Origin of the sequence: Butyrivibrio sp. Su6, assembly GCF_900108105.1 — a bacterium.
Lineage (GTDB): Bacteria > Bacillota > Clostridia > Lachnospirales > Lachnospiraceae > Butyrivibrio.
Map to the genome: position 1 here is coordinate 134,635 of NZ_FNUR01000002.1, position 22,325 is coordinate 156,959.

The 22,325-nt window shown below is 39.4% G+C and carries 32 protein-coding genes, 5 tRNA genes and 1 pseudogene; 37 read left to right on the forward strand and 1 reads right to left on the reverse strand.

Features of this window, described 5'->3' with window-relative positions:
* Positions 1 to 2 precede the first annotated feature (2 nt).
* From C4S54_RS02850 to C4S54_RS02950, 22 genes and pseudogenes are all read left to right on the forward strand, one after another.
* Positions 3 to 1,127: an AAA family ATPase gene (locus C4S54_RS02850; RefSeq protein WP_103868188.1), complete on the forward strand. Its 1,125-nt coding sequence runs from the start codon at positions 3 to 5 to the stop codon at positions 1,125 to 1,127.
* The gene (locus tag C4S54_RS02855) at positions 1,124 to 1,867 is read left to right on the forward strand and encodes a DUF3226 domain-containing protein (protein ID WP_103868189.1); all 744 of its coding nucleotides are present in this window, start codon (positions 1,124 to 1,126) and stop codon (positions 1,865 to 1,867) included. The genes C4S54_RS02850 and C4S54_RS02855 overlap by 4 nt, the downstream gene beginning before the upstream one ends.
* Before the next feature lie 194 nt (positions 1,868 to 2,061).
* Positions 2,062 to 2,580 carry a GNAT family N-acetyltransferase gene (locus C4S54_RS02860; RefSeq protein ID WP_103868190.1) on the forward strand — a complete coding sequence of 173 codons (519 nt, stop codon included), beginning with the start codon at positions 2,062 to 2,064 and terminating at the stop codon, positions 2,578 to 2,580.
* A 15-nt stretch (positions 2,581 to 2,595) separates the two neighbouring features.
* Positions 2,596 to 2,751 (forward strand): annotated as a pseudogene (locus C4S54_RS02865) (DUF523 domain-containing protein); the annotation flags it as partial.
* A 78-nt stretch (positions 2,752 to 2,829) separates the two neighbouring features.
* Positions 2,830 to 3,213 carry a hypothetical protein gene (locus tag C4S54_RS02870; protein WP_103868191.1) on the forward strand — a complete coding sequence of 128 codons (384 nt, stop codon included), beginning with the start codon at positions 2,830 to 2,832 and terminating at the stop codon, positions 3,211 to 3,213.
* 2 nt (positions 3,214 to 3,215) lie between these two features.
* On the forward strand, positions 3,216 to 3,422 hold the full coding sequence (locus C4S54_RS02875; RefSeq protein ID WP_103868192.1) for a hypothetical protein: 207 nt from the start codon (positions 3,216 to 3,218) through the stop codon (positions 3,420 to 3,422).
* A gap of 115 nt (positions 3,423 to 3,537) precedes the next feature.
* The gene (locus C4S54_RS02880; protein ID WP_103868193.1) at positions 3,538 to 3,939 is read left to right on the forward strand and encodes a hypothetical protein; all 402 of its coding nucleotides are present in this window, start codon (positions 3,538 to 3,540) and stop codon (positions 3,937 to 3,939) included.
* Positions 3,936 to 4,583: a hypothetical protein gene (locus C4S54_RS16195; RefSeq protein WP_242973724.1), complete on the forward strand. Its 648-nt coding sequence runs from the start codon at positions 3,936 to 3,938 to the stop codon at positions 4,581 to 4,583. Before C4S54_RS02880 ends, C4S54_RS16195 begins: the two co-directional genes overlap by 4 nt.
* Positions 4,584 to 4,971: 388 nt before the next feature.
* Positions 4,972 to 5,053: transfer RNA gene (locus tag C4S54_RS02890), tRNA-Leu, on the forward strand.
* A 29-nt stretch (positions 5,054 to 5,082) separates the two neighbouring features.
* On the forward strand, positions 5,083 to 5,340 hold the full coding sequence (locus tag C4S54_RS02895) for a helix-turn-helix domain-containing protein (protein WP_022778260.1): 258 nt from the start codon (positions 5,083 to 5,085) through the stop codon (positions 5,338 to 5,340).
* 39 nt (positions 5,341 to 5,379) lie between these two features.
* Positions 5,380 to 5,453: transfer RNA gene (locus C4S54_RS02900), tRNA-Glu, on the forward strand.
* A gap of 4 nt (positions 5,454 to 5,457) precedes the next feature.
* Positions 5,458 to 5,531 (forward strand) — tRNA-Glu (locus tag C4S54_RS02905).
* A gap of 4 nt (positions 5,532 to 5,535) precedes the next feature.
* Positions 5,536 to 5,619: transfer RNA gene (locus C4S54_RS02910), tRNA-Tyr, on the forward strand.
* A 4-nt stretch (positions 5,620 to 5,623) separates the two neighbouring features.
* Positions 5,624 to 5,712, forward strand: a tRNA-Ser gene (locus C4S54_RS02915).
* A gap of 112 nt (positions 5,713 to 5,824) precedes the next feature.
* Entirely contained in the window at positions 5,825 to 5,956 is a 132-nt protein-coding gene (locus C4S54_RS16290) for a hypothetical protein (RefSeq protein WP_278308897.1), read from the forward strand.
* Positions 5,957 to 6,051: 95 nt separating this feature from the next.
* Complete coding sequence (locus tag C4S54_RS02920) at positions 6,052 to 6,273, forward strand: helix-turn-helix domain-containing protein (RefSeq protein WP_024865527.1); 222 nt, start codon at positions 6,052 to 6,054, stop codon at positions 6,271 to 6,273.
* Positions 6,274 to 6,420: 147 nt separating this feature from the next.
* The gene (locus C4S54_RS02925) at positions 6,421 to 7,131 is read left to right on the forward strand and encodes a metallophosphoesterase (protein ID WP_103868194.1); all 711 of its coding nucleotides are present in this window, start codon (positions 6,421 to 6,423) and stop codon (positions 7,129 to 7,131) included.
* A 244-nt stretch (positions 7,132 to 7,375) separates the two neighbouring features.
* Entirely contained in the window at positions 7,376 to 8,422 is a 1,047-nt protein-coding gene (locus tag C4S54_RS02930) for an RNA ligase (ATP) (protein ID WP_103868195.1), read from the forward strand.
* A gap of 210 nt (positions 8,423 to 8,632) precedes the next feature.
* Positions 8,633 to 8,998 (forward strand): type II toxin-antitoxin system RelE/ParE family toxin, encoded by a 366-nt coding sequence (locus C4S54_RS02935; protein ID WP_103868196.1) that lies wholly within the window; start codon positions 8,633 to 8,635, stop codon positions 8,996 to 8,998.
* On the forward strand, positions 8,991 to 9,281 hold the full coding sequence (locus C4S54_RS02940; protein ID WP_026658859.1) for a helix-turn-helix domain-containing protein: 291 nt from the start codon (positions 8,991 to 8,993) through the stop codon (positions 9,279 to 9,281). Before C4S54_RS02935 ends, C4S54_RS02940 begins: the two co-directional genes overlap by 8 nt.
* 396 nt (positions 9,282 to 9,677) lie before the next feature.
* Entirely contained in the window at positions 9,678 to 10,556 is an 879-nt protein-coding gene (locus C4S54_RS02945) for a hypothetical protein (RefSeq protein ID WP_103868197.1), read from the forward strand.
* Between the two features lie 141 nt (positions 10,557 to 10,697).
* On the forward strand, positions 10,698 to 11,423 hold the full coding sequence (locus C4S54_RS02950) for a MerR family transcriptional regulator (protein WP_103868198.1): 726 nt from the start codon (positions 10,698 to 10,700) through the stop codon (positions 11,421 to 11,423).
* A gap of 80 nt (positions 11,424 to 11,503) precedes the next feature.
* Here the strand turns inward: C4S54_RS02950 and C4S54_RS02955 are convergent, their stop codons facing one another.
* On the reverse strand, positions 11,504 to 12,376 hold the full coding sequence (locus C4S54_RS02955) for a LysR family transcriptional regulator (RefSeq protein WP_103868199.1): 873 nt from the start codon (positions 12,374 to 12,376) through the stop codon (positions 11,504 to 11,506).
* Positions 12,377 to 12,474: 98 nt separating this feature from the next.
* Between C4S54_RS02955 and C4S54_RS02960 the strand changes: the two genes are divergently transcribed.
* From C4S54_RS02960 to C4S54_RS03035, 15 genes are all read left to right on the forward strand, one after another.
* On the forward strand, positions 12,475 to 12,714 hold the full coding sequence (locus C4S54_RS02960) for a hypothetical protein (RefSeq protein ID WP_242973725.1): 240 nt from the start codon (positions 12,475 to 12,477) through the stop codon (positions 12,712 to 12,714).
* Between the two features lie 20 nt (positions 12,715 to 12,734).
* Complete coding sequence (locus tag C4S54_RS02965; RefSeq protein WP_103868200.1) at positions 12,735 to 13,751, forward strand: alpha/beta hydrolase; 1,017 nt, start codon at positions 12,735 to 12,737, stop codon at positions 13,749 to 13,751.
* 13 nt (positions 13,752 to 13,764) lie between these two features.
* Positions 13,765 to 14,307: a flavodoxin family protein gene (locus C4S54_RS02970; RefSeq protein WP_103868201.1), complete on the forward strand. Its 543-nt coding sequence runs from the start codon at positions 13,765 to 13,767 to the stop codon at positions 14,305 to 14,307.
* Positions 14,308 to 14,319: 12 nt separating this feature from the next.
* Positions 14,320 to 14,925 (forward strand): cyclophilin-like fold protein, encoded by a 606-nt coding sequence (locus C4S54_RS16200; RefSeq protein WP_160110657.1) that lies wholly within the window; start codon positions 14,320 to 14,322, stop codon positions 14,923 to 14,925.
* Positions 14,926 to 15,133: 208 nt separating this feature from the next.
* Positions 15,134 to 15,685 (forward strand): ECF transporter S component, encoded by a 552-nt coding sequence (locus tag C4S54_RS02985; protein WP_103868414.1) that lies wholly within the window; start codon positions 15,134 to 15,136, stop codon positions 15,683 to 15,685.
* A gap of 3 nt (positions 15,686 to 15,688) precedes the next feature.
* A complete protein-coding gene (locus C4S54_RS02990) occupies positions 15,689 to 16,285 on the forward strand; it encodes a class I SAM-dependent methyltransferase (protein WP_103868202.1) in 597 nt (198 codons plus the stop codon).
* A 211-nt stretch (positions 16,286 to 16,496) separates the two neighbouring features.
* Entirely contained in the window at positions 16,497 to 17,693 is a 1,197-nt protein-coding gene (locus C4S54_RS02995) for an ATP-binding protein (RefSeq protein WP_103868203.1), read from the forward strand.
* A 95-nt stretch (positions 17,694 to 17,788) separates the two neighbouring features.
* Positions 17,789 to 18,235, forward strand: coding sequence for a GNAT family N-acetyltransferase (locus C4S54_RS03000; protein ID WP_103868204.1), 447 nt, complete (start codon positions 17,789 to 17,791; stop codon positions 18,233 to 18,235).
* 57 nt (positions 18,236 to 18,292) lie between these two features.
* The gene (crcB, locus tag C4S54_RS03005) at positions 18,293 to 18,661 is read left to right on the forward strand and encodes a fluoride efflux transporter CrcB (protein ID WP_103868205.1); all 369 of its coding nucleotides are present in this window, start codon (positions 18,293 to 18,295) and stop codon (positions 18,659 to 18,661) included.
* A gap of 24 nt (positions 18,662 to 18,685) precedes the next feature.
* Positions 18,686 to 19,318, forward strand: a complete 633-nt coding sequence (locus C4S54_RS03010; protein WP_103868206.1) for a class I SAM-dependent methyltransferase — start codon at positions 18,686 to 18,688, stop codon at positions 19,316 to 19,318.
* An 83-nt stretch (positions 19,319 to 19,401) separates the two neighbouring features.
* A complete protein-coding gene (locus tag C4S54_RS03015) occupies positions 19,402 to 20,406 on the forward strand; it encodes an alpha/beta fold hydrolase (RefSeq protein WP_242973726.1) in 1,005 nt (334 codons plus the stop codon).
* A 23-nt stretch (positions 20,407 to 20,429) separates the two neighbouring features.
* A complete protein-coding gene (locus C4S54_RS03020; RefSeq protein WP_242973727.1) occupies positions 20,430 to 20,582 on the forward strand; it encodes a DMT family transporter in 153 nt (50 codons plus the stop codon).
* Positions 20,583 to 20,589: 7 nt separating this feature from the next.
* Positions 20,590 to 21,066 (forward strand): pyridoxamine 5'-phosphate oxidase family protein, encoded by a 477-nt coding sequence (locus tag C4S54_RS03025; RefSeq protein WP_103868209.1) that lies wholly within the window; start codon positions 20,590 to 20,592, stop codon positions 21,064 to 21,066.
* A 157-nt stretch (positions 21,067 to 21,223) separates the two neighbouring features.
* Positions 21,224 to 21,667, forward strand: coding sequence for a MarR family winged helix-turn-helix transcriptional regulator (locus C4S54_RS03030; protein ID WP_160110658.1), 444 nt, complete (start codon positions 21,224 to 21,226; stop codon positions 21,665 to 21,667).
* Positions 21,660 to 22,136 carry a GNAT family N-acetyltransferase gene (locus C4S54_RS03035; protein ID WP_242973728.1) on the forward strand — a complete coding sequence of 159 codons (477 nt, stop codon included), beginning with the start codon at positions 21,660 to 21,662 and terminating at the stop codon, positions 22,134 to 22,136. The genes C4S54_RS03030 and C4S54_RS03035 overlap by 8 nt, the downstream gene beginning before the upstream one ends.
* Positions 22,137 to 22,325 lie beyond the last annotated feature (189 nt).

Consider the following 22,325-nt stretch of genomic DNA (forward strand, 5'->3'; position numbering starts at 1 on the left):
TTATGGCATATATAAAATCAATTGAAATAAACCAATTTAGAAGCATTAAGAAACTTTCTGTTTCGGGTTTTTCAAACATTAATCTAATTGTCGGAGATAATAATAGTGGTAAAACCACATTATTGGAAGCTATCCAATTGCTGTTTGCAAAGTCACAGCTTGGATCGATCAAACCTGTGATAGATCAGAGAACAGTACTTAGTCCGGATAAGAGCAGTTTTTATGTGTCATTTATTAAAATGTTCAATGCGGCGGAAAGCAGGGATCAATTAGAATTTGATATCTCTGCGGAAAGTAAAAGAGGTATTTTACACCTTCAAATAAGCGGAAATGAAAAAGTGATTTCTGGGGAGGAGGCGCTTCAGATATCCTCTTTGTCATCACGCCAAAAAACTCAGTACAAAAGAGAGGCGGCATATTTGCCAGAAAACGCAAAGATCTTTACAGGTAGTATTGCTAAACAGGTTGGTAAAAAGATAACGGAGGATGGCATAAGATGTACATCTCTTGATTCTTTAGCATCTTTATCTGACATTAGGAAAGAAGTTCATTATATCCCTTCTTTTGGTCATATGCGTTATGATCTACTTCAGAACATCGTGGATGATCTAGATTACAAAAAGCTGGTAATAGATATTTTGAGACAATTTGACAAGGATATAGCTGATATATGCTATACAAAGGCAGATGATGGATCTTTTTTGGAAACAATAATTACGAAGAATGGGATAACAATGCCTTTCTCTGTATATGGTGATGGTATTAAGAAGATACTATATATTCTCAATAGACTGTATGCCGCTTCTAATTCAATATTACTGATTGATGAGATTGAGACTGGGCTGCATAAAAAATACTTTGATATTCTATTCCCGGTAGTGTTTGAATTGGCCAAAAAGTTTAATGTTCAGATGTTTATTGCAACTCACAGCATAGAAGCGATAGATGCAATTCTTAGATATGGTAATTATGAGAATTCTAATGAGAAAGAAGATCCAATCAAGGTGATTACTTTGAAGAAGGTTGATTTTAGCGATGGATTTGAAAGTAACATAGTTGCCAGAAATGTTACTGGGAAATATGTGTATGATAACAGGATGGCATTTGATTTTGAGGTGCGCTTATGATTGAAATAGTTCTTGTCGAAGGCGTATCTGATGTTCGGTTGATCAGCTATTATCTGCAAAATATATATGGATGGAAGCATGAGAATAGTAATGCGTTGGGCATTACAGCGAATGATGAGTATGAGCACATTGAGAGCCTGTCCAAGCAAGAAAACCAGTTAGTATTATGCGGGGTTGGTGGTAATGGAAAATTCGCTTCTTTTGTTGAGAAACATCGTGTAAACATGATGCTTGTTGAAAAAGAAATAGCATCATTGATGGTTGTAACAGATAGAGATGAAGATTCCGATGCTAAGGTTGGAAGAAAAATCGGTAAATCTTTAGAATCCATTTTAATAAGGGCGGGGGAATGGATTAGCAATGATATTGTTGATTCTTTTGGACAGCGTAAAATTATAAACACATATCTATTAGTAATACCACCCAATGAAAATGGAGCCTTAGAAAGAGTTATTATCAATGCCCTTAATGATATTCCTGAAGAAAAGGAATTGATTCAGGAAGTGAAGAAATTTATAGAATCATTAAAAAATGGGTTGGTTAAGGAACTGGAACAAACTAACAAGTATGACAAGGCTGCAGTTGGTACTTTTTTTAGTGTAAGAAATCCGCAAAATGCATTACGCTCTTTCGGAGTCTTTTTGCATAAAGTAGATTGGACAAAATCAGAGTACTTAAAAGACCTGTTTTTGCCATTTATGTATTTAGGAACTGAAAAGCCAATTAAGGAAAAAGAGTGATCTTTTACAACAACACACTCATAGATATCATGAGTTCTTATCTGACATAGATAGGAAGCTGGTGACAGCTGGGATGAGGATGAGATTTACTTCGTTCTTGACGAAATAAGACGGTCATTCCCGCAGGCCGAATTTGAACAGAAATCATATTGCTCTGGCATTATTAAGATTGGGAGAGGTAATAATTAGAAATAATGAAATTAGACAACAAGTTAATTGCAGAAAGAATTGCTATTAGAAATTATGAGATACAAGATAAAGAGTTTTGTACCGGTATGTGGTATGACAAGGATAATGGAAAGTATCTAAGTGACCCTACAGAGGAATATGTAGATGAAGTGTTTCAAAATGCTGTAGATACATTGCAGGACAGCGAAGATGGGTTCTACTTTGTAATTGAAGATGTTTCAGATGGTAAAAGAATAGGTTCTTGCTGCGCATTTCCTAATGATGATGGAAATAGCATAGATATTGGATATTGCATAAACAAAAAGTTTTGGAGAAATGGTTATGCTACTGAGGCTGTTGGAAAACTGGTGGAGTGGGCTTCACAACAGGCTTATAAATCAATCACAGCAGAGGTGGCCAAAGAGAATGAAGCATCATGCGGTCTTATGAAAAAGCTTGGATTTCAAGTTAAAGAAGAAACGTCATTTAAGAAGTATCATATGGATATTACTTATGACAGCTATGTTTTTGAATACATAATCTAGCAAGGACTTTTAGTAATGAAAATGATGGTTAGCGCCTGCCTCTTAGGGCAGAATTGCAAATACAGCGGTGGCAACAACTACAGTGAGAAAGTCGCTGAGTATATCAAAGGGCATGAAGTTATTTCGGTATGCCCGGAGGTTGCTGGTGGGCTTCCTACACCAAGGATTCCTTGGATTCACATATCAAGGCATGATCGACGGCTGCTGCGTATTTAGGCTTAATGTGGAGGATGAATACAAGGAGCAAAAATGAATCAATCCGAACTGATCAAGAAGGTCGGCTCTTCTATGTACCAACAATTAAATAATATAGGCTACGCAACTGCGGTTCAGACACTGATGGATATGCAGATTCTTTCTAAAGAGGACTATGAAAAATGGCGTAATGGACAGGTTCCTTATTTGGAAAAAGTTTGCCATATCAACCTTAAGAAACTGGCATCAGTTCTCCAGGAGATGAAACGTTACGCAGCCAAGAACAATCTAAAGCCCAGCTACACATTTTATAAGCAGTGGGGACGAAAGAATAAATCTACAAAACAGCTACGGTTCAGTAAGACCGGTAATGAATACATGGAAAAGCTTTATGCTACTCATTATGTAAAGAATAAGGCAGAAGAAACGGAGGAATGACAATGAGTAAGTATGTTTCACTGGACAAACGAAGTAAGAAAGCGCAAAAAGAGTACCATTCCAAACAGAGACGCACTTGGGGAGAGATAAATCCTGTAACAAGAAGCGTTCCAAGTGGAAAGGCCTACAACCGCAAGAAGGAAAAAGAGAGGATCAGCAAAGAATTCAGAGATGGATTTGGAGCTGATTCTTTTTTGTTGGCGGTATAAACAATTAAAGAGAATTACCGATATATAAGATAGCAAAAGGAATGCGTGTCTTTTCAATGGATTGATTATCCTATGAAGGGGCACGTTTTTTGTTACCATCTAGGAGGCTTGCATTATGGGTATAGCAGCATTGGCACTTGATCGTTATGCGGACAATACATATTCTGTTGCGGGAAAAGAGAATTATACAGGCGTAGATGAGACATCTAAATGTTTTGGTTCTCATCTCAGTGAAGCCAGTGAGATGAAATGTCCTTATAACTTCCTGGCAAAGAATGGCATCATCAATTACAATGGTGTGATTTTTGAATGCGATTATCAGCAGAATGCCATAACCCTGGGAAATATGTATGAGAAGGAAAAGGAGCTTAAAATCTATCTTCCAAGTGGCGGAGCTCTTCATGTGAACGTGGATGACATTCAGGAAGCTTTGAAGGAAAAAGAGGAAAAGCAAGCCGAAGAAGAATACGAAGATAAGATCCAGAAACTATTTGATGAGAGGAAGGAGCTTGCATGAGTTTTTATGCTATTGATTCTTATGACAGACGAAATGATCACAGCTGGTATAAGACAGCTGCAACCAGTGCAGTCACAGCGAGTGCTCTGAATAAGCCCTTTGCGGTAGAATTGACATCTACAACGTCCATGGCGCCATCTGCAGGAGATGGTAAAGTACTTGGAATGTCTGCAATTGCCGTTGGCCCAAATGCTTCCCAGACAATGATTGCAAGATATTCGGAAAATTCTACTGAACAGAATCCTATAATTACGGTCTCGCTTGGTGATTATGGCTCTTATAATATCAGTGTAAAAGATGTTGATCCAAAAGAAGCGACGCAGATAGAGATGTTTGCCCTATGCTCATACATGGATGATAAGAACATTACCTGCCCAGGCTCTTTTGGCTCATATAACAGGCTAAAGAGCTATATACAGACTGCCATTGATATGGATGAGCTCCCGGATATCAACAATCATCTGAATTCTACTAAGAAAATCAATTGGCTCAATTGGCTCGATGTAGCAATGAAAAATCAGGTCACGGACCAGTATTCTTATCAGGAGAGATCCGAGCAGATTAAGCTAAGATCATACTTTGAGAAGCAACACCAGGATATTGAGCTGAGGAAAAAGCTTGGAATTTTTATACTACAAGGCTAATAGACAACTAAACTTACCAGTGTTACTATACGATATAGAAAGAGATAAGCGGAGCAGATAAGAGCTCCCGGAAAGGAAAAGAAAGAGACATGACAACAATGAATCGCAATTATTGCCTCTATAGCGAAAGTTATGAATCATCACTCCAGAGTAAATCAGAGTGGATGTTTAATTTCATGCGCTCATTTAAGGATAGGCAAATGCGAGAAAATGTTGTTTTGGCAGGATCGTGATAGACAGGATCCTAGCTTATAGATGAACATGTTTAGCAGCTGCTTACCTCTTAGATGAGGCAGGCAGCTTTTTATTTTGCCTAAAATGCAGAGTTGGCTCAATTGGTACAGCATCGGGAGCGACGCGAAGCGAGGACGCAGCAGTCCCAAAACTTGCACGAGTGGCGAAGTTGGTAGACGCACCTGACTTAGGATCAGACGCTGAAAGGCATGTGGGTTCGAATCCCACCTCGTGTACTTGGCCAGAGGCCAGAAAGGAGTCAAAAATGACACAGAATATTCCAGCGATCGATATGGTCGCTACGGGACAGAGAATTACAGATTTAAGAGTGGCAGCCGGTATGTCTGTTAGGGATTTACAGGATGTGTTCGGTTTTGCTACTCCACAGGCGATTTACAAGTGGCAGCACGGAACTGCCATGCCAACACTTGACAATTTAGTCGTATTAGCAGCTGTTTTAGGTGTTGCTATGGATGACATTATCGTAGTTGAAGGGGAATGGCTTTATTCACTAAGCGCATGAACTGAATATAGATTAGCGGGCGTGAAAGCGCCTGCGCATGGTTCCATAGTCTAAAGGGTTAGGACACTGGCCTTTCAAGCCAGAGATACCGGGTTCAAGTCCCGTTGGAATCACTGAGGCTCCTTAGTCTAGTCGGCTAGGACGCCAGCCTCTCAAGCTGGAGATGTCGGGTTCAAACCCCGCAGGAGCTATTACGGGTAGGTATGCCTAGTGGCGAAGGCAGGGGTCTGTAAAACCCTGACAACAGAAACACCGTGAGTTCGAGTCTCACCCTGCCCACTATGTTTGCGTGACCGAGATGGCTTATGGTATCGCTCTGCTAAAGCGAAGCACGGCTAAACTGTGCCGAAGGTTCGAATCCTTCCGCAAACGCTCAGTGTCATCTGATGACACTATACAGATCAAGGCTTCTGGATAATAATACAATTACAGAAACGCAAAAGAGCTGCGAAACAGCAGCGAAGTTTAAGGAGAAGAATTAAGAATGTACTACGTAACTATCAACAAGCAATTTAATAACAAACAGTTTATGCAGTTCTGCAAGAATCAGAAGTGCTTTGTTAGTTATGCAAATTGCAAGTTGGTGGTTGATGATCTAGGATCTGGGAAAAGATAATCCGAAGAAATCCTGAGCATTGAGAATAGAGTAGTTCTAGGTCCACTTAACTTGCGTTAGGTGGATTTTTTAATGCAAAAAGGAGAGAAAAAGAAATGGATTATCCAGTAATAGATATCGAAGGAACAGGAATAAGGATCAGGGAGCTGATTAGAGAGAGCGGTCATACAGTATCAGAGGTTTCAGAATACCTTGGAGCAAGTACATCACTTGTGTACAGATACTTAAGGGGAGAGGTTCTTCCAAGTATAGACAGAATCGTGGCTCTTTCAGTTTATCTTGAAGTACCTATTGATGACATAATCGCAGTCGCTTAAGACTGCATCTTACGACATGGGGTAATGGTAGCCCACAGGACTTTGACTCCTGCAATCTTGGTCCGATTCCAAGTGTCGTAGTAAGACGTAGTAAAGACAGTGAGATTATTGAGGCGTTGAGCCGTTTAGATTGATCGAGGTTTGTACATGAGCAGAGTTTTGGTAATTCCAGATGTGCATTTAAAACCCTGGATATTTGATGAGGCAGATAAGGTAGATAAGAGTAGTTACGAAGATATTGTCGTTCTTGGAGACCTGGTAGATGACTGGGGGAAGGGCAATGATATTGATGCTTATGAAGAGACTTTGAAAAGAGCTGCAGAGTTTGGAAAAGAGCATGGTGAGTCTCTTTGGTGCTACGGGAATCATGATGTTTCTTATCTCTGGGATGCCATGGAATCAGGATATTCAGTACAGGCTAGGATAACAGTCATTGAAGGGATAACTAAGCTTGAGCGGATTCTTGAGGACAGATATAAGTTTGTTCATAGAATTGATAATGTACTGTTCAGTCATGCCGGAGTTACTGAGACTTTCGTGCTTCATTCCTGTGGATATCATGTGAAAGAAATTGAAGATATCCTTGCAAAGATCAATCGGATGGGAAAACAGGAACTATGGAGAGATAGTTCGCCTATATGGGCAAGACCTCAGGCGGACTTTTACAGGATGTTCAGGGATGATCTCTTTTATCAGGTAGTGGGCCATACACCTGTAGAGGAACCACTTGATGCTTGTGGAGTGCTGACATTAGACCTTTTCTCGACGTATTCAAATGGGGATCCATACGGTAATCAGAAACTCTACATCGTGGATACTCTGACGAGGAAGTTTGTAGAGGCAAAAGTGGAAAGTTGATATTTTGTAAAAAGCTTTCAATGAAACAGATGATGATTTCTAATTTGACATGCACAACCGCGACTATCACATCTTATCAACCACGAGTCGACTGACAATCAGCGTTCAGGGGAATATCATTTATTCATGTGGATTGTGCGCCGTCACATTAATCCGGAGGTGGTGTGAAAACCAGGTGGGGTCCACCTATCGGGCCTCGCCGTAACAGTCGGATATACAAAATAACAAAGGAAGGTAAGAAAAGATGAGAAAACTAGCATCAATACAGAAAATCAAGGCAGTCATGCCTATACCGGATGCGGATAGACTGGAACTTGTCCAGGTACTTGGATGGAAGTGTGTCGGTGGAAAAGATGAATTCCGTGTAGGAGATATGGTGGTCTATTTCGAGATAGACTCCTTTCTGCCTGTATGTGATGAGTTCGAGTTTTTAAGAAAGAGTTCCTACAGAAGCAATGAGTTCATGGGTGAAGGATTCAGACTTAAGACCATGAAGTTCAGAGGTGAGATATCTCAGGGTTTATGTCTGGGGATAGATAAGCTGCCAAAGCTTCAGGGCATGACACTGGAGGAAGGAATGGACGTTACGGAAATCCTTGGTGTGCGTGAATGGGAAATGCCTGAGCGTGCAGGATCCGGAGGAACTATGATTGGAGATCGTCCGGGATATATCCCTAAGACTGATGAGACCAGAATACAGTCTGCACCAGAGCTCCTAAATGAGTTCAGGGGACTACCCTATTACATAACTACAAAGATGGATGGATCAAGCCATTCAATAGGTGTAAGGGATGGGGAGATTTCTTTTACCGGGCATAACTTCACTTATAAGGATGATGGAAAGTCTGCATTTGTTGAGCACGTAAAGGCGGTAGGTATACCTGAAAAGATGAAAGAATATGCAGATGAGCATGGACTAAGCACCCTTGTACTTCAGGGAGAATGGTGCGGTGAAGGAATTCAGAAGAACAGGCTTAAGCTAAAGAGACCGGAGTGGTTTGTATTTACAGCTAAAACGGATGATAAGAGAACTGATCTTACAACGCTAAGGGAAATCTGTGAATTCGTTCACTGCCAGATGGTCCCGGTGGAAGAGGAAGGTGATGACCTTCTTGCAAAGTATCCAGATGAAGCAGCTCTTTTAGCCAGGGCTGAAGGAATTGGTTATAACGGAACTACCAGAGAAGGAATAGTAATTCGTCCCATAGAGCCGGTTCATTCATATACACTTAGCGGACCGTTGTCGATGAAGGTAATAAACAACAAGTATCTTATGAAGAATGATGAGTAACGGCAAATTGGCAGAAAAGATGTTGATGATGGTAAAAGGTACATTAAAAGAATATAGAGGATGGCGGGGATAATGGGGCACGATTCTTACATGGTGAACGCAGCGGAAAATTAGTTATTTTGTGGCTTTGCGGTTCCACATGTACTATGCTAACGTTCTTGACGAAAAGAATAAAATATGTTATATATAGCATAAAGAGAGGGAGGCAATGTGCCAAATTTTCAAATAAATTTTTATAGAGACATAGACGGCAGTAAGCCTGTTGGATTATTTATTAGGACTTTGGATGTAAAGATGAAGGCCAAGGTTGTGGCTAATCTTCACTTGCTTGAGGAGTATGGCAATCTTGCTAGAGAACCTCTTTCAAAAGAGCTGGAAGATGGAATATTTGAATTACGTAGTGGTGAAGGAAATAACATAGTCAGGATATTGTATTTCTTTGATAAGGGGCAAATCATAATTGCCACTAATGGTTTTGTTAAAAAACAACAGAAAACACCTAGAGGTGAAATTGATTTAGCTAAGCAGAGAAGAATCGACTACCATAGTAGGAAGGAGGCGGGAACGTATGAGTGATCTTCAGGAATTGACCAATGAACTTATGCAGGATCCTGAGTTTAAAAGTGAATATGAGGCACTTCAACCAGAAATGGATATTACAAGAGCGATACTTGATGCAAGAATCCATGCGGGTATGACTCAGTTGGAATTGTCAGAGAAGAGCGGTATAAGTCAAGCGGACATAAGCAGATTGGAGAAGGGGACAAGAAATCCTAGCATTGCGCTTCTTAAACGCCTTGCTGAAGCTATGGACAGTACTTTAAAAATAGAGTTTGTTCCTAAAAAAATGGTAAGATAATAACTTGTTTTCAGTGTTGTTCACACTCATGGTAGATGGCCTTTCAGACAATCAGGATTATGAAGCGTATTTTAGAGCGTTGTATCATTGCTTTAGATAGCCCAAAGGGAAGGGCTTATTAAGAAGTACCTGACTTCGGAGCTGTGGGAGATACTGAATATGTAATTACAGGAGAGATTTACAGGTGGGCTGGAGAGTGTTCCAGTCCATTTTTTGTGGGATGAATAGCACTGTTGGGGGTATAATGGATATGTTCAGTAAATGACATATATGAAGCCGCTGACCTTTTTTTATATGAGAAAAGACCAGCGGCGCTATTGTAGGGAGGACCCTCTGGGTGTGGACCAGAGAATAGATTAGATGTTGGCTCGGAGTGGCCAAAGGAGGAAATGTAGAATGCTTCAATTACCTAATCCTATTGGGGATGAAAAAGCGGATAAGATAATTACTGAATTTGTAAATTACAGGCTTCTGGAGATTATGGAGGATATTATTCTCGATGAAGTTGTCTGGGGAATGGCTCAGAGGGGAGAACTTGATCAGAGTGCGTCTACGAAGAGTTTTGATGAGCTTGTGGATTTAAAAGAGCTTATGCTTGATGATGAATTTGCAGCAGCTGTTTCTATGTCTTATCTGCCGGAGAACTATCCTCTGGAAAAGGCAAATAAGAAGTTCTTTGGACTTTACAAGCTTCTCAGGGCAAAGAAAGAGTATGTGCCGGATCTTACAACGGAATATGTTCTCTACAGCATTATCGAGAGCAAGATTGGCGAAGTAGATATGATCAATCAGGATATCGATGATGGCCTTTTCGATGATCTTGAGAATGATATGATAGATGGCTTCGATGAGGATTTTGACGATGACGAGGATGATTTCTTCGGAGATGATTTCGATGATGACGAAGAACTCACCACAGTAGAAAGAATTCCTGAGCCAGACCGTTCAGTAGTTAAAAAAGCAGCCCTTGAATCCTACAAGGGAGATTTTGAAGGCGAAGAACTGGAGGAAACTGCTGAGTATCTGGTTAACTGCTATGAGGATCTTCGTGCATATCTTGATATATGTTTCTGGGATACGGATTGTCTTTTCCTGGATGATTATACAGAAGAGCAGCTGGCACAGTTGGATCTGAATGAGCAGCTGGGAATAGTTGCTGAGAAGGAAAAGAAGATAATTGAATTCCCATTCCAGAATAAAGACGGCAAGCAGACTCGTATCAAGGCTGAGCTTGATATAGATCCCTGGGATCTGGAGGATGAGGGATTGCACTAAGCAAGGAAAAGCAGAGGATCGGCAAGGAATTCAGAAATGGATTTGAGGCCGATCTTTTTTTTGCAAAATTATTTATTTTTGCTTGACTATGACGTAACGTGATAGTTTATGATGTAATCACACGTGAAGGAGATGATAGCCATGAAGACAGTAAATGAAGTGAGCAAGCTGACTGGAGTGAGTATACGCACGCTGCAGTATTATGATAAGATAGGACTCTTAAAGCCGGCGGAGTATACCGAGTCCGGATACAGGCTGTATGACGATGCGGCGCTGGAGAGACTTCAGCAGATTTTACTGTTTCGTGAGCTTGAGTTTCCGCTTAAGGATATCAAGGATATCGTAACCAGATCTGATTTTGACAAGAGATTGGCACTTGATCAGCAGATAGAACTTCTTGAATTAAAGAAGGAACATATCGAAAATCTGATCAGTATGTGCCGTGGTTTAAAACTGAGAGGAGTGAGACATTTGGATTTTAAAGCATTTGATTCAAGTAAATTAGACGAATACGCTAAGCGCGCAAAAGAACGGTGGGGCAATACTCCGGAATATAAGGAATTCGAAGAGAAGAACGGTAAGCGGTCAAAGAGTGAAGAAAAAAGTATGATGGCCGATTTTATGAAAATCTTTGAAGAGTTCGGAGCTATGAAGGATCAGGATCCTGCTTCTACAGAAGTTCAGGATCAGGTAAAGAAACTGCAGGGCTTTATTACCGAGCATTTTTACAAATGCACTAAGGAGATTCTTTCAAGTCTCGGTAAGATGTATGCCGGTGGCGGCGAATTCACCGAGAATATTGATAAGATGGGTGGAGAAGGAACTGCTGAATTTACTCACCGGGCTATACAGATCTACTGCGGATGATGCATTTTTTTGAAAAAGTAGGTTCTCGGTAGGTTTTTGGTAGGAAAGTGGCAGATAAAGTATAGCGGATTTTCAAAAAATTACTTGAAAGTCTTTTTTATCTGCTCCAGAAATTTTTCCGCAATAGGAGTAAAGGTCTGATACTTGTTCCATATCAGATACAGCTCTGATTTTAGTTCAGGTGAAAGCGGTCTGAATACCATGTCAGTTCCTTCAGTATTTATCAGATTTTTAAATGTAAGAAGTATTCCAAGGTTTTCTCTTGCAAATACAGAGCCGTTATAAGAAAGTCTAAAGGAACCCTCAAGCTTTAGTTCAGGATATCTGTCTTTGGCCCATGTTTTGATTTCATTGTTCCAACTCTGCTCTGAGACAAACAGAGGCTGTCCTGTCAGGTCAGAGACATGGATGGATTTTTTCTTTGCAAGGGAATGAGATGAAGAGATGATCGCTCCCCATACATCAGCTTCCGGAAATTTTACATATTCGTATTTATTGCTGTCAGGTGTTTCACATAGTACAGCAAAGTCTAAAATGCCCTTATCAAGCTTTTCAGTAACCTGCTCAGTATCTCCGCTTGTTATATGATAAGTGAAATTAGGGTATTTTTCTTTTAACTTATAGATCTCTCTGGCGAGGTATCTGATCTGATAGCTTTCTGCCAGTCCAAAATATATATCTCCACCTGTTATATCATCCAGGGAGTTAAATTCCTGTTCGATCTTATCTGACATGGCCACAAGATCCTGAGCGCGGTCACGAAGAAGCATTCCCTCATCAGTAAGTGAAATACTGAAGCTGTGCCTGACAAATAACTTTTTTCCAAGTTCTTCTTCTAATGCTTTTAATGTCTTTGAAAGAGTAGGCTGCGATACATGAAGCTGCTCAGCAGCTTTTGACATATTTTCCTCCCTTGCGACTGCAAGGAAGTATCTGAGATTTTTTATTTCCATGAAAACCTCCCTAAAGCTGACAATTAATATGTTATTCCAAAAACGAATATCATGATATTTATTTTATTCATTAGCGAAAACCAGGTCAAGGATTTACTATGAAATCAGAAGGAGCAAAAAAGATGGATACCAAAAAGATTCTTGAAAGCCTTACTGACATGGGCTGTGATGAGAAAGAAATAAGCTTTATGAAAAAGATGTATGAAGAAGGGGATACAGATACGCTTCTTCGAGATCTTAGAAAATGCCGGTGCCATCTGATGGACGAACTTCATGATAGTCAGAAGAAAGTTGATAACATGGATTTTTTGATAAGACAGATTCAAAAAGAGAAATGATTAAAACGGAGGAATGTAAAATGATCAGAAAAGAAGAACTAAACCTTGTAACTGAGTGGGATAAGACCTTTAAGAAAAGTGATAAGGTAGACCACAGCAAAGTCACATTTGTAAACAGATATGGAATTACCCTTGCGGCAGATATGTATGTGCCAAAGAATGCAGAAGGTAAACTTCCTGCAATTGCTGTATGCGGACCTTTCGGAGCAGTAAAAGAGCAGTGCTCAGGACTCTATGCACAGACAATGGCAGAGAGAGGATTTCTGACAATAGCATTTGATCCCTCTTTTACAGGAGAGTCTGGTGGAAATGTAAGATACATGGCATCTCCGGATATCAACACAGAAGATTTCATGGCGGCAGTTGATTTCCTTTCACTTAATGAAAAAGTAGATCCTGACAGGATTGGAATCATCGGTATCTGTGGATGGGGCGGCATGGCTGTAAATACAGCAGCTCTTGATACAAGAATTAAAGCTACAGCTGCAATGACAATGTATGACATGACAAGAGTAAATGCTAAGGGATATTTTGACTCCGAGGACAGCGAGGAAGCAAGGTATCAGAAGAGAGCTGCCATGTGCGCTCAGAGACTTGAAGACCTTAAGGCAGGTGAGTATAAGCTTGGCGGCGGTGTAGTAGATCCACTTCCGGAGGATGCACCTTTCTTTGTAAAAGACTATTATGATTACTACAAGACTGACAGAGGTTATCACAAGAGAAGCCTTAATTCCAACGGTGGATGGAATGTTATTGGCTGTGAGTCTTTTGTTAATCAGCCAATCCTTAAGTACTCTAATGAGATAAGGAGCGCTGTTTTACTTGTTCATGGAGAAAAGGCACACTCTTGCTATTTTTCTAAGGATGCTTATGCAGATATGATCAAAGACAGCAAGTATGCAGATAACAAGGAACTAATGATAATCCCTGATGCAGTACATACTGATCTATATGATGGCGGAGATAAGGATTATATTCCTTTTGACAAGCTGGAGAACTTCTTTAAGGAGAATGTTAAACCGATAGAAAAGAAATAAAGGATGGGAAAATATGAGCAAAGTGTTAGTGATTTCTACAAGCCTTCGTGCAAAGAGTAATTCCGACATACTTACGGAAAAGCTTATAGAGGGAGCAAAAGCTTCAGGTCATGATGTGGAACATATAAGCCTGAAAGGGAAAAATATCGGTTTTTGCATAGGCTGTCTTGCCTGTCAGAATACCCAGAAATGTGTCATTAAGGATGATGCTGCTGAGATTGCAGAAAAAGTAAAGAACTCAGACACGTTGGTATTTGCAACTCCGATTTATTATTACGAGATGAGCGGTCAGATGAAAACTCTTTTGGACAGGCTCAATCCGTTGTACCCTTCAGACTATAAGTTTAGGAATGTATATATGCTCTCTGTTGCGGCTGAGGATGAAGAGTTTGTGCCTAAAAAAGCTGAAAGTGGACTTCAGGGATGGGTTGACTGCTTTGAAAAGGCTCAGTTTTCAGGCTCCTTATTCTGCGGAGGCATAGGCGATATGGGTGAGGCTTCAGGTAAAGCCGAGGAATTAAGTGAAGCTTATGATTTTGGAAAGGCTTTAAAATAAAGGGAATTTTCTATGAAAAAGAGATTGATTAAGATGGCACTCAGTGTGCTCATGATGATTTGTGTTAGTGCCTGTTCAGGTAATGCGGAAACAGTTGATGAAAATCATGGTTCGAGTGCAATCATTTCTGAATCTGAAGACATTGAAGCAGAGAGTACAGAAGAAACTATTTTATCAGAAGACTCAGAAACATACCGCACAGAAGAAGTTGATAATCAGGCTGCTGAGAATAATGCTTCTTTTGATGAAACAGACATTGGAGAAACCACTATGATAATGAAAATCGGTGATACAAAAGTAAATGTGGATTGGGAAGACAACCAGGCTGTAGCAGCACTACGGGATATGGCCAGAGAAGGAGATGTTACAATCCAGATGTCAATGTATGGAGGTTTTGAGCAGGTAGGATCTATAGGTCAGAGTCTTCCAAGAAATGACAAACAGACGACAACATCATCAGGGGATATAGTTCTTTATTCAGGGAATCAAATGGTTGTGTTCTATGGTTCTAATAGCTGGTCATATACACGGTTAGGTCACATATCTGATAAGGATGAGGCTGGCATGACTGAGTTGCTTTCAAATGGCGATGTTACAATAACTATTAGCATGGAATAGAGCTTACAAGAGATCTTAAAGATATAACTTTTTATGATGTGTATCAGGCAATTGAGCCTTTGGAGGATGGAGATTTCTTAAATGTCTGCAAAATGTCCGCATAATGTACTAAGGAGGATTTTATAACCCCCCATGGGGCTTGTGGATGCTTTTTGGTGTTGTTATCATAATAGAAGTTTTGAAAAAAGAAACCAGGGGGTTAAGAAAAATGAAACAACAAAACTTAGTAAAAAATATGGTAACAACTGCAATGTGTATTGCATTGTGTGTGGTGCTGCCGATGGCATTTCACATGATTCCGAATGCCGGATCGGTGATCAGCCCTATGCATATTCCGGTACTTATCTGCGGATTGGTATGCGGATGGCAGTATGGTCTTGTTTGCGGACTTGTCGGACCACTTCTTTCATCGATTCTTACAGGAATGCCGCCAATGGCTATTTTACCTGCAATGATGGTTGAACTGGCTGTTTATGGCATCTGTACTGGTCTTATGATAAAACTTGTCAACACAGGAAAGCTTTATGCGGATCTTTATATAAGCCTAGTTGTAGCCATGCTAGCAGGCAGGGTTATCGGTGGTTTGTCCCGAGCTCTCATCTTTGCAAGAGGTGAGTATTCCATAAAGGTATGGGCTACAAGCTACTTTGTGACAAGCCTTCCTGGAATTATTATTCAGCTTATATTCATACCTGCAATAGTATTTGCTCTGTATAAAGCAGGATTAGTAACAAATAGTACAGTAAAAAAGGCTGCATAACATATGGATATTGTCAGTAAAGAACAGGTAATTGAATTTTTTGACGGACTGGCTGAAAAATGGGATGACTTTGCAAACAATGATGAATCTGTTACGCGTGATATCATCGGGAATCTGGGGCAGCTTGAAGGGAAAAGGGTGCTGGATATTGCCTGTGGAACAGGCTTCATGATTCCGTATTATCTGGAAGCAGGCGCAAAAAAAGTGACCGGAGTAGACATTTCAGCTCAAATGCTGGAAAAGGCCAGGCAAAAGTTCAGAAATCATTCCGAGGTTGATTTTATTAACGGAGATGCGGAGCAGTTTGAGTTTGACGAAAAATATGACGTATGCGTTATATATAATGCATTTCCTCATTTTTCGTCGCCGGAAACACTTATGCACAATCTGTCAACGGCTCTGGTAGATAAGGGGAGTATATGCATAGCTCATGGAGCCAGCAGAGAGGTTATAGATGGCTGCCACGCAGATGGAGCATGTCACGTGTCACGGGGGCTTCCTTCAGATCAGGAATTTCTCGAGCTGCTTGAGAAAGAATTTGTCATTAAGACATTCATCTCAGATGAAAGAATGATAGAACTGATTGGGATAAAAAAGTGACCTTACGCTAATCGAAAAAACGTCCCCAAATGGCACCCAAATGACACCCAAGTGGCACGAAATAATCAATTATAGAACTTCTTGCTAAATGGAAAAAAGAACAGATGATAAAAGGCAGACTGATTCCAGGTCTGCCTTTTTATTTCGCAAATTTTAAAATTGATTAAAATTGCGAAATGAAATACAATTAAATAAAGGCGGTGAAATTACGATGAAACTTATAAAAAGAGACTATTATCTAAATAAACTTTTATCGGTAAAGGATGTTCCGGACATAAAAGTAATAACCGGGGTAAGAAGAAGCGGTAAATCTAAATTGATGGATGCCTTCATAGATCTGATATCCGGTGATGATAAGGCTAATATCGTCCGGATCAAGCTGAACTTAAAGAAGTTCGAGAAATTGTTGGATGCGGACAAGCTTTATGACTACATAGAGCAACAGTATGTTGAAGATAAATCAAATTATCTTTTTATTGACGAAATACAGCTGTGTGAAGGCTTTGAAAGCGTGATCAATAGCATTTATGAAGAAGAAATCTATGATATTTACCTTACCGGGTCAAATGCATTCCTTTTATCAAGTGATTTGGCTACGTTGTTTGGTGGAAGAGTTTATGAGATAAGCTTATATCCATTTTCATTTAAAGAGTATCTTATGTATTATCCATCAAATGATATAGATGAAGCCTTTGATTCTTATGTAAAGAAAGGTGGAATGGCTGGTTCATATCTTTATAAAACGGAGGAAGATGCCAGACAATATGTTAATGGTATCTATAGGACCACTATTACAAAGGATATCGTTAGAAAATTCAAGATAGAAAACGAAGATCTTTTGATAATGATTGGGAACTACCTTATGGATAACGTTGGTAACCAGACTTCGATAAGAAATGTGGCATCCAAACTAACATCTGGAACCTACAAAACTAATGACAAGACAGTAGGCGCATATATAAATTACTTCTGCCGATCATTCCTTTTTTATCCAATCCAGCGTTATGACATAAAGGGGAAAAGATATTTAGAATCAGATAAGAAGTACTACCTGTCCGATTTGGCTTTCCGCTTTTCTGAGATAGGAACAAAAAATGCGGATTATGGACATCTCTACGAAAACATAGTGGCAATAGAACTTCTCAGACGCGGATACGAAGTATACGTGGGAAAATTATATGAAAAAGAAGTGGATTTTGTCGCAATCAAAGAAGGCGAAAAGGTCTACATTCAGGTATCTGATGATATATCCAGAGAGGATACTTTTAAGCGAGAAGTTTCATCGCTTTTAGGGATTAAGGATGCTTATCCGAAGGTGCTGATAGCCAGGACAAAACATGATGAAAGCCAGCATGAAGGAATAAGGATTGTCGATATCGCCAGGTGGCTTTCTGATTCGCAAAAATAATAAAAGTTCAAATTTGCGAAATAAACAAAAATGCTCTTCGTCATTTATGCCGGAATTTAAACGAGAACGACAAATCGTAATTTTTTGAGGGAATAATGGATTTTTTTAATACAGATTTTTTAAATAATAATTTTATTAAGCTTGAGCTTGAAAAGTTTACAGAGGCTGATGCCGTTAAAAAATGGGTGCCTGCCTACCATTTCTTCATTTGTGACGCACACGATAATCGAATGGGTAAATGTTGTTTGAGAATTGGCGACAATGAGAACTCTTATTTCGGTGGTCATATTGGTTATGAAATAGATGAACCATACAGGGGGCATCACTACGCAGCCCAAGCTTGTGAGTTATTATTCTCATTGGCTAAAAAGCATGAAATGTCTCGTGTTCTCATAACATGCAATCCAGATAATATTGCGTCTAGAAAAACATGTGAGTATTTAAAGGGAAATCTTCTTGAAATTGCAAAGCTTCCTGAAGATAATGATATGCGTATATTAAAAGGCGAAACTGAAAAATGTATATTTGAGTTTAAGTTATAAATTCAAGTTTGTTGATTGGATTATGTTCCAGTTATATATGACAATAGAGAGGCTGATATGAATTTTCTATTTGTAGCACTTGGTGGTGCCTTGGGTGCAGTAGCGCGATATGCAATAAGTCTGCTTCCTGTTAAGACTTATTTTCCGATATTAACTCTGATTACAAATATCATCGGTGCCATACTAATTGGATTCGTTGTTGGAATTACCAGTAATCGAGAAAGTGTATCTGATAATACCATTCTTTTCTGGAAGACAGGGGTGTGCGGAGGTTTTACCACATTCTCTACATTTTCCCTTGAAGCTTTTAATTTGTTTGAGAAGAAACAATATATGAATGGCGGATTATATGTGGCACTAAGTTGTTGTTGCTGCATATTTGGAATTCTATGTGGAAAGAAACTTGCGACGATAATAAAACTTTGAATTCCAGGATAATCGAGGAGAATTATGAGTAATCCGTGGGAAGAAATCAGTTTGAATGATTATGAGAATCATATGAGCCTTGATTCTGTTAAACAACTCCAAATCATGAATTCAATAATGAAGGAGCAGTTTGAAGATTATCCGGTTTCAACGGCTATGGTCCTTGGAGTCGCCGGTGGAAATGGCTTGGAGCATGTAGGCCGGGATAAGTACCGGACTGTTTATGGAGTGGATATCAATGAAGATTATCTTCGAATAGTTTCGGAACGATATGCACATTTGTCTGATGTACTGAAATGCTTGAAGATAAATCTGATCAACGATGCTGATCAGCTTCCCGGAGCGCAGTTGCTGATAGCAAACCTTCTTATAGAGTATATTGGGTATGATGCATTTCAGAGAGTGGTTTGTAAAGTGAATCCTGAATATGTTTCTTGTTTGATTCAGATCAATGTGGATGATAAGCAGTGGGTATCAGACTCTCCCTATTTGCATGCGTTTGACGGACTGGATGAGGTACATCATCAGATGGACGAGGATTCACTTTTAACAAAAATGCAGGAGATAGGATATAAGGACATACTCCAGGCAAGGATCCCACTTCCTAATGGAAAGGCATTTATCAGAATGGATTTTCAAAATGGAAAAATGGGATAGAACGATAAAACGGAAGATGAGCTGACAGAGTTATTAAGTAATGCTGATGTGACATTGAAGTTAGCTCAATAGGAAGAAATAGCTTGGGTTGTTCAGATGATGAATTATATATGAAGAGAGAAAAAATGAAAAAAATATCTAGAATTACTGGGAAGATTTTATTACTACTATTTATAGTGTTGTTTTTTCTTATTGGTGGAATTTTTATCTATAACAAGATTATGCTTGCATCTGAAGAGGCGCTAATAGAGAAACCCATTGGGCAATATGTCGAGGTGGATGATCATAAGATGAATATATACACCGAAGGCGAAGGAAAACATACACTTCTTTTCCTTTCAGGGTCTGGCACAGCTGCACCGGTTCTTGATTTTAAAAGTTTGTATTCTCTTTTGAGTAGCGATTATAAAATAGTTGTTATTGAAAAATTTGGATATGGATTTAGTGATGTGGTCGATAGTGAGAGATCCTTTGAAACTATTCTTAGACAAGATAGGGAAGCACTCACCAAGGCAGGAATAGAAGGCCCGTATATTCTATGTCCGCATTCTATGTCAGGAATTGAAGCAATAATGTGGGCTCAAAATTACCCAGATGAAGTGGAGGCTATTGTTGGTCTTGATATGGCGCTTCCGAGAGCCTACGATAATTGGGACTGGGACAGCACAATTAAAAAGGAAAGGCTTGCAGTTTTTGCTCGTGAACTAGGGATAGTTAGGTTATTTTATTCTGATAGTCAGCTTCCAGAAAAACTTACAGACAAAGAAAAGAAGATTTATAGGGCGCTTGCTGCAAGTAAAGCAGTAAATACTTGTATCATAAATGAGGGTTTGGCAATTTCGGATGCAGTAACAGAAATTGATAGAAATCCTAAGCCTGATATACCAATGCTTATGTTTGTATCAGATGGACATGAAACAGGTGTTGAAAATTGGATAGATATTCAAAGTGATTATATTTCAGATCTTGCAAATGCAGAAGTTATAGAACTGGATTGTGGTCATTATGTACATAATTTTAGGCAAGATAAAATAGCTGAGAAACTTGTAGAATTTATTGAATTGTTGTATGGAATTATTACGCATTAATGCCGGAAGAAGATCACTATCCAATGACGTATGCTATGTGGGCAGGCATGGGAATCGTGGGGACTACTCTGCTTGGGATTTTTCTTTTTCATGAAAAACTGTCAGTTCCACAGGCCATATGTGTTATTCTTATTGTAGTTGGAATTGCTGGATTAAAGATATTAGCAGAGAATTGAGGTTACTATGTTTAGAAAGATGAGAAGATTTAAGCAACAGATTACAGATGAACAGTGCATTGAAGTATTGAAAAATGCAAAGCGCGGAGTACTATCCCTGATCGGTGAGGACGGTTATCCATATGGTTTACCAATTGACCAGTGGTACTGTGAAGAGGATGGGAAGATTTATTTTCATGGTGCTAAGGAAGGTCACAAGATTGATGCAATCAAGGCCTGCGACAAAGCCAGTTTCTGTACATGGGATGAAGGCTACCGAAAGGATGGCGAGTGGGCTTTAAATATCAACAGCGTAATTGTATTTGGCAGAATCAAGTTTGTAGAGGATGAGGATACTGCAATAAAGATATGCACCCATCTAACAAAGAAGTTCACAGATGATGAAGAGTTTTTACAAAAAGAACTGAAAAATGCACTGCCGAGAGTACAGTGCCTCGAACTCATTCCTGAACATATGACAGGGAAACTGGTTAATGAGTCTTAATACAGACGTTGGGATTCCTGATATGGTTTCTTTAACAACGAATATGTCGGAATTGCCATGTAGTTGTTTAAAACGGCTATGTGGCTTTTTTATATTATAAATTAGTTGACAAATACAACTAATGATTTTATCATTTAAATCCATAGGAGGGCATTCGATGGATAAGGTAAAACTATTTCGAGAAAGTACCAGAGAATTAGAACGTAATCTTGAGAAGCTAAACAGTTCTGATTGCTGTCAATGTAACGTCAATACATCTCAATGCTTTCTGGTTGTTGAGATAGGCAGAAAACCCGGAATATGCGTAAAGGAACTTGCTGAACTTCTTAAGATGGATAAAAGTGCTGTAAGCAGATCTGTAGAAGAACTTGTTCAAAAAGGATATGTTTTGAGAGAACCTTCAAAAAGGGATCGCAGGTGCGTAGTGCTTAATCTGACTGATGAAGGAATGGCAAGATTCAATACAATAGAAAAAGATATGAATATGAAGTTTAAGAGAGTTTTTTCTATGATTCCAAAGGAAAAACAGAGTCAGGTTTTAGAGGCGTTAAATATCTATAATGATGCGATAAAAAAATCGGAGGTGAAATGCTGTGATTAGAGAAATGAGAGATGAAGACTGGGGGACAGTAGCAGAGATTTACAAGCAGGGATTAGAAGAGGGAACATCAACTTTTAATACAGAGTGTCCTAGTTTTACTGAGTGGAATGAAGGCCACGTAAAGAATTGCAGGTTTGTTTTTGAGGAAGAAGGAAAGGTTGTAGGCTGGATAGCGCTAAGTCCTTCTTCAAGTAGGTGCGCATATAAAGGCTGCGTTGAAATGAGTGTATATGTTGATAGAAACTATAGAGGTCATGGGATAGGAACAGCTTTGGTAGATACGATTATCCGAGAGGCTGAGCAATGTGGATATTGGAGTATTTATTCCGCAATATTTTCAATTAATAAAGCAAGTATAGCCTTACACAAAAAATGTGGTTTCAGGGAAATTGGCTATAGGGAAAGAATAGCTAAAGATCGATTTGGAAAATGGCAGAACACAACTCTTATGGAGTACAGAGCTTCATGATACTCTGGCAGAGAAAACTGTCAGATGAATGAAGGAGCCAGCAGATGTACTGAAGAGTACAGTGCTGGCGCTTTTTTGTGCACTATTTAATTGAACAAGTCCTGCCAAAGTGATAGTATTGTGTTAGTTAACGCTAACTTTAGTTAAGGTGGAGGATTGTTTTCCTGAAATAGAAGACGTGGCACAAGG